General features: G+C 60.3%; 10 protein-coding genes. 5 read left to right on the top strand and 5 right to left on the bottom strand.

The window, feature by feature from the left end:
• The first annotated feature begins 28 nt into the window (after positions 1-28).
• Positions 29-277 carry a hypothetical protein gene (locus AAHA39_RS11390; RefSeq protein WP_042030661.1) on the top strand — a complete coding sequence of 83 codons (249 nt, stop codon included), beginning with the start codon at positions 29-31 and terminating at the stop codon, positions 275-277.
• Between the two features lie 54 nt (positions 278-331).
• Here AAHA39_RS11390 and rimJ read toward each other — a convergent pair whose 3' ends face one another.
• Together rimJ and AAHA39_RS11380 are read right to left on the bottom strand one after the other, a co-directional pair.
• A complete protein-coding gene (gene rimJ / locus AAHA39_RS11385; protein ID WP_124242200.1) occupies positions 332-883 on the bottom strand; it encodes a ribosomal protein S5-alanine N-acetyltransferase in 552 nt (183 codons plus the stop codon).
• Positions 883-1,437, bottom strand: a complete 555-nt coding sequence (locus tag AAHA39_RS11380; protein WP_033112982.1) for a GNAT family N-acetyltransferase — start codon at positions 1,435-1,437, stop codon at positions 883-885. Before AAHA39_RS11380 ends, rimJ begins: the two co-directional genes overlap by 1 nt.
• Before the next feature lie 351 nt (positions 1,438-1,788).
• Between AAHA39_RS11380 and AAHA39_RS11375 the strand changes: the two genes are divergently transcribed.
• Positions 1,789-3,561, top strand: coding sequence for a M4 family metallopeptidase (locus tag AAHA39_RS11375; RefSeq protein ID WP_320656007.1), 1,773 nt, complete (start codon positions 1,789-1,791; stop codon positions 3,559-3,561).
• 30 nt (positions 3,562-3,591) lie between these two features.
• Here AAHA39_RS11375 and AAHA39_RS11370 read toward each other — a convergent pair whose 3' ends face one another.
• Entirely contained in the window at positions 3,592-4,485 is an 894-nt protein-coding gene (locus AAHA39_RS11370) for a LysR family transcriptional regulator (RefSeq protein WP_033112980.1), read from the bottom strand.
• Positions 4,486-4,577: 92 nt separating this feature from the next.
• On the opposite strand from AAHA39_RS11370, the gene mdtH reads away from it, so the two are divergent.
• The 3 genes from mdtH to AAHA39_RS11355 all read left to right on the top strand — a co-directional run bounded on the left by mdtH (position 4,578) and on the right by AAHA39_RS11355 (position 7,287).
• On the top strand, positions 4,578-5,774 hold the full coding sequence (gene mdtH / locus AAHA39_RS11365; protein ID WP_320656006.1) for a multidrug efflux MFS transporter MdtH: 1,197 nt from the start codon (positions 4,578-4,580) through the stop codon (positions 5,772-5,774).
• 128 nt (positions 5,775-5,902) lie between these two features.
• Complete coding sequence (locus tag AAHA39_RS11360; protein WP_320656005.1) at positions 5,903-6,829, top strand: bifunctional helix-turn-helix transcriptional regulator/GNAT family N-acetyltransferase; 927 nt, start codon at positions 5,903-5,905, stop codon at positions 6,827-6,829.
• Positions 6,826-7,287, top strand: coding sequence for an acyltransferase (locus AAHA39_RS11355; RefSeq protein ID WP_182927198.1), 462 nt, complete (start codon positions 6,826-6,828; stop codon positions 7,285-7,287). The genes AAHA39_RS11360 and AAHA39_RS11355 overlap by 4 nt, the downstream gene beginning before the upstream one ends.
• Before the next feature lie 94 nt (positions 7,288-7,381).
• Here the strand turns inward: AAHA39_RS11355 and prfC are convergent, their stop codons facing one another.
• A complete protein-coding gene (gene prfC, locus AAHA39_RS11350; RefSeq protein ID WP_201930847.1) occupies positions 7,382-8,971 on the bottom strand; it encodes a peptide chain release factor 3 in 1,590 nt (529 codons plus the stop codon).
• 280 nt (positions 8,972-9,251) lie between these two features.
• Positions 9,252-11,126 carry a tetratricopeptide repeat-containing diguanylate cyclase gene (locus AAHA39_RS11345; RefSeq protein WP_320656004.1) on the bottom strand — a complete coding sequence of 625 codons (1,875 nt, stop codon included), beginning with the start codon at positions 11,124-11,126 and terminating at the stop codon, positions 9,252-9,254.
• Positions 11,127-11,234: the final 108 nt, after the last annotated feature.

Raw genomic sequence — 11,234 nt, 5'->3', positions numbered from 1 at the left:
CTCTCCATCTTTTTTTGAGGGAATGCACATGAACAAAGTACTGGTAGCCGGTATCCTGGGTCTGATGTTGACTGCTTGCGGTCAGAAAGAAGAAAAAGCTGCCGCGCCTGCTGCTGCTCCGGCCGCCGAAGTTGCTGCAACTGTAGAAAAAGCCGCTAGCGAAGCCACCTCTACCGTAGAGAAAGCCACCTCCGAAGCGACTGCAACCGTAGAAAAAGCTGCTGACGAAGCGGCTACCAAGGTTGAAGCTGCAGTGAGCGATGCCAAGGCCAACTAAGCCTGCACCTCATTGAAAGACGGGCCCTGTGGGCCCGTTTTTTTTATCTGCCGCTCAAGGCGCCGGATTAATCAGCGAGGTGAGGATGTGATCCTCCCAGCGGCCATTGATCATCAGATACTCCCGCGCATACCCCTCCCGCTCGAATCCGAGTCGCTCCAGCAAGGCGCCGCTACGCAGGTTGGCGGGCATATAGCAGGCCATAATGCGATGCAGTCCCTGCTCGCGAAACAGATAGTCGATGGCAGCAGTCAGGATCTCCTGCATCAGCCCCTGCCCCTCATGCTGCCGGTCGATGGCATAGCCGAGGTGACACGCCTTGAAGATCCCCATCATGATGTTGCTGAAGTTGCAGGTGGCGATCACCCGCTCACCAGACGGATCGAGCGCCACCAGATTGACGCCGGTACCGTTGAAAAACTGGCTGTAGCTATCCTGCAGCCGGTTATGCCAGTAAGAAAGGGTGTAAAAATGGTCGTCGCGCAGCGGCTCCCACGGGGTAAGGTGGTCGCGATTGCGCCGGTAAAAGTCGAGGATCATAGGGGCCTGATCGGGGGTCAGCAGCGTCAGGTGGGCTCGCGGGGTTTTGATATGGGGTAGCGCCATCAGGAGTCTCTCTGCCCAAGCCATTCGTCGCGCAGCAGGCTGTAGTGAACATGATCCACGACCCGGGAACCCAGCCGCTCCGCGCGTCGGGTAATCCCCTCCTGCTGCATCCCGAGCCGCTCACAGACGGCTCTGCTGGGCTCATTGTCGGTCGCGGCAGTGATCTCCACCTTCTCCATCCCCATCTCCTCAAAGGCGTGATGGATCAGCGCATGACAGGCCCGAGTAATGATGCCGTTGCCCTGCCAGCGCTCCGCCAACCAGTAGCCGATGACCACCTTGCCAAGATCGTGATCGATGCTGTTGTAGCCAATGACCCCAACCACCTCTCCCTGATACTCGATGGCGGTGGTCAGCCCCTCGCCACGGGCAAACTTCTCGATGGCATGGCGGATAAAAGTTGCGCTGTCGGCTGGACGCAAAATGAAAGGGGGCCAGGGCAGCCATTGGGAGAGGTACTCCCGGTTGTCATTGCAGAGGGCAAACAGCTCGCTCGCCATGTCTGGCTGCAAGAAGAGCAGCGCCAGCTCGTCATCCAACTGCCATGAAAACATGGGATTCTCCTTTTAAATCAGTCGCCAAAACATGGGGCTGCCCCAATGTAGCCAATCGCAACTTGGCACGCCAGTCACTTTTGTCACCCCCTCATTACCTCTCTTGGTACGAAGAGGCGACAGCCCCGAACTATTTCTCTCCCTCCAAAGAGGAGGGTGGCTCTCTGAAACCGGATAACTCTCTTCGAACGGCTCCTTTTGATGCCCTAAATGGGCCATTCAGCAGATCCTGCTACCCCTCTGTGCTGCGCTGTCACATCTGACAGGAGGCACTTTTTTACCCCCGAACTAGCTTGAAAACGCCCGACCTGGGGTCGGTTCAACAACATCATCGATTTAAGGAAAGAAGAGATGAATAAAGTATTTCTGGCCGTGGCACTGGCCTGTTGGGGAGGTGCCGCCATGGCGGCACAAGAGGTCGAGATCAACGTTAACGCAAGCAGCGCCAGAGCAATGTCTGGCCTCAATGCCGGCTCCGGCACACTGCAGCTGGAAGATGGCGAGTTTCGTCAGGTGCGGGTAGTCAAACTGCCCAACGGACAACAGCGGATCCGCTACGAGCAGACCTGGAACGGCATTCCGGTAATGGGCCAGGTCGTGGTGGCCGACAAGAGCCTGAGCGGCCAGCTACAGCAGGCCACCGGGCGCATGCTGCGCCAGATTGATCAGGATGTGGCGAGCCCGGTCGCAACCCTCTCGCCACAGGATGCCGCCAGCAAGGCCAAGGCGGGCAGCAAGGGGAGCAACGAGCAGATCAAGCTTTACGTGATGCAGGACGAGAACGGGCTGGCACGACTGGTCTATCAGGTCTCCTTCGTCGCGGAAGATGATAAGCCGAGCCGCCCCTTCGTCATCCTCGATGCCCAGAGCGGCGAGGAGCTCAAACGCTGGGAGGGGATCAACCACAAGGACGCCACCGGCCCCGGGGGCAACATCAAAACCGGCAAATACTTCTATGGCACCGACTTTGGCCCGCTCATCGTCGATGACAGCTGCCGCATGACCAGCCCCAACGTCGATACCATCAACCTCAACCACGCCACCTCTGGCGGCACCATCCACCAGTTCACCTGCCCGGAGAACCGGGTCAAGGAGATCAACGGCGCCTACTCGCCGCTCAACGACGCCCACTACTTCGGCAACGTGGTATTCGACATGTATCGCAACTGGTACAACACGGCGCCATTGACCTTCAAGCTGAAGATGCGGGTTCACTACAGCAAGAATTACGAGAACGCCTTCTGGGATGGCAGCCAGATGACCTTCGGGGATGGGGCCACCACCTTCTACCCGCTGGTAAGCCTTGACGTGGCGGCCCACGAGGTGAGCCACGGCTTTACCGAACAGAACTCGGGGCTGGTCTACTCGGGTCAGTCCGGGGGGATCAACGAGGCCTTCTCCGACATGGCGGGGGAAGCGGCCGAGTTCTACATGAAGGGGAGCAACGACTGGCTGGTCGGGGCGCAGATCTTCAAGGGCAACGGTTCCCTGCGCTACTTCGAGGATCCGACCCGGGATGGCAAATCCATCGGCCATGCCAGCGACTACTACGACGGCATCGACGTGCACCACAGCTCTGGGGTCTATAACCGCGCCTTCTACCTGCTGGCCAACAGCAGCGGCTGGAACACCCGCAAAGCGTTCGAGGTGTTCGTGCTGGCCAACCGCCTCTACTGGGGCGCCAACACCGACTACCAGCAAGGGGCTTGCGGCGTCAGCCGGGCCACTGCCGATCTGGGCTACAACCAGGCCGATGTGGCGCGGGCCTTCCAGACCGTCGGGGTCGATGCCAGTTGCGGTACGACGCCACCAAGCGACAACGAGCTGAAAAACGGCGTGCCGCTGAGCAATCTCTCCGCCAGCAAGGGGGGCAAGCTCAACTACACCCTGACCGTACCGGCGGGCACCAAGTCACTGCAGATCAACAGCAGCGGCGGCACCGGTGATGCCGACCTCTACGTCCGCTTTGGCTCTGCCCCCACCAGCAGCAGCTACGACTGCCGTCCCTACAAGGGCGGTAACAACGAAAGCTGCTCGTTCACCAATCCCAAGGCAGGTACCTGGTACGTCCAGCTCTCCGGCTTTGCTGCATTCAGTGGCGTGACCCTCAAGGCCAGCTACTGATCCTCAGGCGCGGGGGCAACCCCGCGCCCTTTACTCCTTGCGCCACCGTTTGGCCAGTGACCGGGCCATGGCCAGTACCGTCTCTCTGGCGGGATTGGGCCGCTTGCCACCGCGCCAGGCCATCATGACATCCCAGTGATCCTGCGGCAAATTGACCACATCGAGCCTGATCAGTCGACCCATCTCCAGATCCCGCGCAATCGCCAGCTCCGGCATCAAAGTGATAAAGCCGTGCTCCAGCGCCAGTTCCCGTGCCGCACTGGCCGGTTGTATACCGTGAATGGGGCTGGCAACTCGGCGGATCCGCCGCAGTTGCTGGATAAAGGCATCACACCCCGGCCCCCACACCTGGGGGGCCAACCGCTGATCGGCGATATCCTCCAGCGTGAGGCCGTGGCACCCGGCCAGGGGATGGAGCGGTGAGGCGATGGCAATGATGGGAGAGCAGCAGAGCAGCTCCATCTGCAGGCCGGAGACCGGCGGGCGCTTGAGCACAAAGCCGATATCCGCCTCCCCGGTCAGCAGCGCCTGCATGATGTCGCCCGAGTGATCCGTGGTGCAGCGGATCTCGAACGGCTCGTCCACCAGCTCCATCAACAGCGAGCCAAACACCACCGAGGTGAGCGAAGGGAGGCTGGAGAGACGGATACAGGGCAGTGCCGGTGCCCCCTGCAGTGCCAACCGTCCTTCACTCAGGGTGGCCAGCGCCGAGCGGGCGGCAGGGAGAAACTCCTCGCAGGCACGGGTCGGGGTCACACCGCGCCGGTGGCGCTGAAACAGCGGCGCCCCGAGGCTCACTTCCAGCTGGGCAATCCGCTGGCTGACCAGTGGTTGCGACCAGCCGCGGATGGCTGCGGCCTGACTAAAACTGCCCAGCTCGGCCACATCCAGCAGCAGCTGCAGATCGTCCAGATCCATAGACATAAATAATCCTGATATGAAATATAGGTAGTTGTCGTCTACCACTATATCTAAACCCTCTCCAGAATGAAGTTATCTGTGAATGAGAGGGCGTTATGGTCGATAGGGCGAGGTTTTGGGGACGCTGGTTTCTGGCGCTGGATACCACACTGGTGATCCTGGGTTTCTTTGTGGTGATGCCGATGATCAGCCTGCGCTTCGTCGACCAGCTCGGCTGGGCCGCCGGTCTGGTAGGGCTGGCGCTCGGACTACGCCAGCTCACCCAGCAGGGGCTGGGGATCTTCGGCGGTTCGCTCGCCGACCGTTTCGGCGCCCGCCCGCTCATCGTCACCGGCATGCTGCTGCGGGCCATCGGCTTCGCTACGCTGGCCTGGGCCGACAGCGGCGCCATGCTGATTTTCTCCTGCTTCCTCTCCGGACTGGGCGGTTGCCTGTTTGACCCGCCCCGGGCCGCGCTGGTGATCAAATTCACCCGTCCCCATGAACGGGGCCGTTTTATCTCCCTGTTGATGATGCTGGAGAGCGCGGGAGCCGTCACCGGTGCCCTGCTCGGCAGCTGGCTGCTGCGCTTCGACTTCACCTACGTCTGCCTGCTGGGAGCCGGGCTCTTTACGCTGGCGGCACTCTGCAACTGGACCCTGCTGCCCGCCTATCGCCTCTCCATCAAGCCGACGCCGATGCGTCAGGGATTGGGCAAGGTGCTGGCGGATCGCGCCTTCTGCCGGCTGGTGCTGATCTTAAGCGGTTACTACATGCTCTGGGTGCAGGTGATGCTGATCTTCCCCATTCTGGTCAAACAGCTATCCGGCAGCACCACCGCCGTGGGCTGGATGTACAGCCTGGAAACGACGCTGTCACTGGCGCTGCTCTACCCCATCGCCCGTTTCAGCGAACGGCGCTACCGCCTCGAGAATCGCCTGCTGGCAGGCATCCTGATGATGACGGTGGGGATAGGTCTGGTCGCTTTTGTCAGCACCCTCTCCGGCCTCTTCGTGCTGCTGGCCTGCTTCTATCTGGGGATCATCATCTGCGAACCAGCCCGGGAGACCCTGATGACACGGCTGGCCAATCCGGCAGCCCGGGGCAGCTACATGGGTTTTAGCCGGCTCGGCCTCGCCGTCGGTGGCATGACCGGTTACGTGGGGGGCGGCTCGCTCTACGATTACGCCATGCAGCAGGGCCAACCTGCCCTCCCCTGGCTGGTGCTGGGTACGGTGGGCGTGGCCACCATGCTGCTGCTTGCCCACTGCTTCTCCCGCCGTCCGGAACTGGCCGCCAGAGCCGCAGCCTGACGATCGCAACCCTGCGGCAGCCCCGGGGGCTGCCACTATTGCTAGTCCGCCGGGACGATAAAAAAGTTGCGCATTACAACTTTTTGACTATTTTAGTTGTCAGGCACAACTAAACAGGAAATCCCGACATGGATCCCCGTCCCCTGCGCGCCCTGTCGCGCGATCTGGTTCGTGAACTTGGCATGCTCTCCCAGCACTGTGGCCAGCTGGCACTCACTCCCATCGAAGCACACCTGCTGATCGAGCTGGAGAGCGCACCGGCCACCAACCAGCAACTGGCCGAGAAACTGCGCATCGACAAATCCAATGCCAGCCGCCCGCTGGCCCGCCTGGCCGAGCGCGACCTTATCAGCTGGCATCCCCACCCCTCCGATGGCCGCAGCAAGGAGGCCCGCCTCACAGCCGAAGGTCAGGCGATGCTGCTGACGCTGCATCGGGAGATGGATCACGCCATGGAGGAGATGCTGGCGCAGCTGAGCCAATCCGAGCGCGAACAGCTGTGGAGCGGCATGCTGCTCTACCGCAGCGCCCTCTCCCGCGCTCGCCGCCAGCAGGGCTACCATATTCGCCCTATCACAGAAGCAGACAATCCCCACATCGCGACCGTTATCCGCACCGTCTCGGCGGAGTACGGGCTCACCGCCGACAAGGGATATGGCGTCTCGGATCCCAATCTGGACAGGCTCTATCAAACCTATCAGGAGGAGGCGAGCCGCTACTGGGTCATCGAGGGGCCGGACGGTTCCATCCTCGGTGGCGGTGGCATAGCGCCGCTGGCTGGAGAAGAGGGGGTGTGCGAATTGCAGAAGATGTACTTCCTGCCCGCCCTGCGTGGTCTGGGTCTGGGCAAGCGGCTGGTGTTGCAGGCGCTGGACGAGGCGCGCGCCCTTGGCTATCGGCGCTGCTATCTGGAGACCACCGAAGTACTGCGCGAGGCGACCAGCCTCTACGAATCCCTCGGGTTTGAGCATCTGCCCGGCCCCCTTGGCTGCACCGGTCACGGGGATTGTGAAATCTGCATGCTGCTCGATCTGGAACAGAGAGGCACATCATGAACGAGCCGACACGACACTCCGTTGGCATTCGCGATGTCAGTTTCGGCGAGCGGGTGAAACTGGTTGAACCCGTCAATCTCTACGGCTGTACTCTGGCGGACGATGTCTTTATCGGCCCCTTCGTGGAAGTGCAGGCCAACGTCACCATCGGCCGCGCAACCAGAGTCCAGTCGCACACCTTTATCTGCGAGCACGTCACCATAGGTGAAGGGTGCTTTATCGGTCACGGGGTGATGTTTGCCAACGATCTCTTCAAGCAGGGATCTCCCGATCCGGACTCGGCCCACTGGGGCCGAACCGTCATTGAGGATGAAGTCTGCATAGGCTCCAATGCCACCATTTTGCCGGTCCGCATCTGCCGGGGCGCCGTCATCGGTGCCGGAGCCGTGGTCACCCGGGATATAGAGATCCCCGGCACCTATGCCGGCAATCCGGCCCGTTTGCTGCGCACCTTTTGAGAGACCACGCCAGACGAGACCTTGGTATACCAATAAAAAGACCCCGCCGAAGCGGGGTCTTTTCTATCATGTCGGCCGGTAAGGCAAGCCCTTATCAGTGCTCACGAGTCTGGCGGAACTCGACGTCCGGGTGGCGCTCCTGGGCCAGGCGCAGGTTGACCATGGTCGGCGCGATATAGGTGAGGTTGTCACCGCCATCGAGGGCCAGGTTGACCTCGTTCTTGCGCTTGAACTCTTCGAACTTCTTGACGTCAGTACCTTCCACCCAGCGGGCGGTGGAGACGTTGACCGCCTCGTAGATGGCCTCGACGTTGTACTCGCTCTTCAGACGAGAAACCACCACGTCAAACTGCAGCACACCGACTGCACCGACGATGAGATCGTTGCTGATAAGCGGACGGAACACCTGTACCGCGCCCTCTTCGGAGAGCTGAACCAGCCCCTTGAGCAGCTGCTTCTGCTTGAGCGGATCGCGCAGGCGGATGCGGCGGAACAGTTCCGGTGCAAAGTTCGGGATACCGGTGAACTTGAGATCTTCACCCTGGGTGAAAGTGTCGCCGATCTGGATGGTGCCGTGGTTGTGCAGACCGATGATGTCGCCGGCGAAGGCGTCTTCCGCCTGCTCCCGGTCACCGGCCATAAAGGTCACAGCATCGGAGATGTTCACATCCTTGCCGATACGCACGTGGCGCATCTTCATGCCCTTGCTGTAGGTGCCTGATACGATACGCATAAAGGCGATGCGGTCGCGGTGTTTCGGATCCATGTTTGCCTGGATCTTGAACACGAAGCCGGAGAACTTCTCCTCGGTCGCCACCACTTCACGGCTCTCGGCCTTGCGCGGCATGGGCGCCGGCGCCCAGTCGGTCAGGCCGTCCAGCATGTGGTCGACCCCGAAGTTGCCCAGTGCGGTACCGAAGAAGACCGGGGTCATCTCACCAGCGATAAAGGCATCGTGATCGAACTCGGGAGAGGCACCCTGCACCAGCTCCAGCTCGTCACGCAGCTGCCGGGCCAGATCTTCGCCGACGGCGGCATCCAGATCCGGGTTGTTCAGCCCCTTGACCACCCGCTTCTCCTGGATGGTGTGGCCCTGACCGGTCTGATACAGATAGGTCTCATCCTTGTAGAGGTGGTAAACACCCTTGAAGGATTTGCCACAGCCGATGGGCCAGGTGATGGGGGCGCACATGATCTTCAGCTCGCGCTCCACCTCATCCATCACTTCCATCGGATCGCGCACTTCGCGGTCCAGCTTGTTCATGAAGGTGAGGATGGGGGTGTCACGCAGACGGGTCACTTCCATCAGCTTGCGAGTCCGGTCTTCAACACCCTTGGCGGCGTCGATGACCATCAGGCAGCAGTCGACCGCCGTCAGGGTACGGTAGGTATCTTCGGAGAAGTCCTCGTGACCCGGGGTGTCAAGCAGGTTGACCAGACAGTCGGCATAGGGGAACTGCATCACCGAGGTAGTAATGGAGATACCACGCTGCTTCTCCATCTCCATCCAGTCGGATTTGGCATGCTGGCCCGAGCCACGGCCCTTGACGGTACCGGCGCGCTGAATGGCCTGTCCGAACAGCAGGACTTTTTCAGTGATGGTGGTTTTACCCGCATCCGGGTGCGAGATGATCGCAAAAGTGCGTCTCTTGGAGACTTCACTCAGAAATTCAGCTGACATAATTCAACGTTCTTCTATTGGGCGGCGGCCTTGGCCACCGTGGGAGTAATTCCGGGATGCCGCATTGACTCACGGTCCGGCATGGATACGCAACGGGCCACTCGGGCAGACATAGGGTCTGTCGGTGGTGAGAGGAAGAGGGTTGCGTTACATGGGTCTTCTCGCCTGAGTCAAAGCAAAATTGCGCGACATTATACCCGCACGGGTGAAAAATACCCAGTCCGGCTTGGGGAATTCAGCAGCCGGATGATCCGCTCAGAGGATGGATGAGAATGCGGGCTAACTACTCTGCCCGCATCACCAGATTGCGTCCGGCCTGCTTGGCCCGATACATGGCGCCATCAGCACGCTTGATCAGGTCGCTCAATGTCTCGTCGAGGGAGCTCAACTCGGCACAACCGATACTGACATGGATGGCATGCCCTTCCGGTACGCCATCAACCTTCAGCAAAGAGATGTGATAACGGATCCGCTCCGCCACCTCGACAGCCTCATCAAGACCCGTGTCAGGCAGCAGCACCAGAAACTCCTCGCCACCGTTGCGTCCTATCCGATCGAGCGAGCGCAGCTGCCCTTCGGCGCTGCTGGCGACCGCCACCAGCACACTGTCGCCAACATGATGGCCCAGCTGGTCATTGACATGCTTGAAGTGATCGATATCGAGCAGCAACACGCTAAATGGCTTGCCACTGCTTCGCGACTGCTGAAAGGACTCCTCCCCCAGCTTCTGGATCTGGCGGCGGTTATGGAGGCCGGTCAGTTCGTCGGTCATCGCCAGATGGTGCATCTTGCGGGAGCGACGATGCTGATAGAAGACAGCGATCCCCATCAGCACCAGCAGCAGCGAGACCACCAGATACTGCCAGTAGCGACGCTCGCGCAGTTGCTGGAGTTCAGCCTCCTGCAGCAGCTGTTTGGTCTTGAGGGTCTGGTGGGCCAGCTCCTTGCGTGCCAATTCGAACTCGAAGCGAATTTGCAAGGAACGCTGCTCCCTGAGAGCCTGATCAACACTCCCTCTTGTTTCGACATAACGTTTGAGACTGGCCAACGCCCCCGGGATATCCCCCCGTAGTTCAAGCAGTTGTGCCTGCACCTCATACAAACGGGCAAGAAAACGCGGATTGTGCTCCCTGACAAAAACGGGTTCTGCCTTTACCAGAAAATCGAGCGCTTGAGACAACTCCCCCTGTGCGCCCAACACCATTCCCATCACCAGTTGCCAGTGACCCTGAGTAACGCTGTCGATGTCGTCACTACGACGAATGATCATCTCGGCCTGGCGTAATTTTGCCATGGCCTGCTCACTCAGCCCCTGCAAGTGCAAGACTGTAGCCAACTCAATCTGGCACCAGACCAGAGCTCCTTCCTGCTGCTGTCGCTGATAGTATTGCTCCGCCTGTTCCAGTAACGGGCGAGCACGCTCATACCCCCCCATCTCGCTATAGAGCACCCCCTGCTGCGAGACAATCTCCATCTGGCGATCTACATCCCCCTGAGCTTCGTACTCTTTTTCCAACTCATTGAAATAGCCCTCGGCCCGCTCATAGAGACCCATCCGCCGGTAAGCATTGGCAATGTGGCTCAACGTCTCCCGCGCCTTGCTATCGAGCCCCAGAGCTTCATAACTGCGGTGGGCATCCATCAGCTCCTGCAACCCTTCCGCCAGCTTGCCCTGATAGGCATACAGATCACCACGCTGACTGAGTATGTCCGCTTCCTGCAACCTGTCACCCAGATTGTGCGCCAGCTGCAAGGCATGCTCGTAACCGGCCTCTGCCTCCTTCATGTTGCCAAGCAGCTGCTGATGAAAGGCGCGGCAGGTGAGTAGGCCCGCTTCGGTGAGGCCATCCTTGCGTTCACGGGCCCGCTGCAGTGCCTGGTCGGCAAACTCCACCACCCGGCGATATTCGCCATCCCGCTCGGCAGGCATGGCCCAGCACTGCAGGCGCACAATGCGCCCCTGCACATCAGGTGGATAGGCATCATAGTTTGCTGCAAGCACGGCAACACGCAGCCGGAAAACACGCTCGCTGTGACTACCCTCTTCCAACTGTTGCAGCTCTCGGGAGAGTTTTGGCTCGGCAAGCGGCTCTCTGGCTGCCCATACGGAGCTACTGCAAAGCGCGGTCAGCAAGAGCAGGGCGAGAAAACGTATCATGCGGGGTCACTTCTCCAGTCAGAGAACACAGCCATTGTGCAGCAAATCATAACTGCTCATCCCACAACGTACAGCAACCACTGACAGCAACCAAACAACGCGCCATAT

The organism is Aeromonas sp. SE22 (genome assembly GCF_038739755.1).
In the GTDB taxonomy this organism is placed as follows: Bacteria; Pseudomonadota; Gammaproteobacteria; order Enterobacterales; family Aeromonadaceae; genus Aeromonas; species Aeromonas jandaei.
This window is presented reverse-complemented; position numbering and strand designations above follow the sequence as displayed.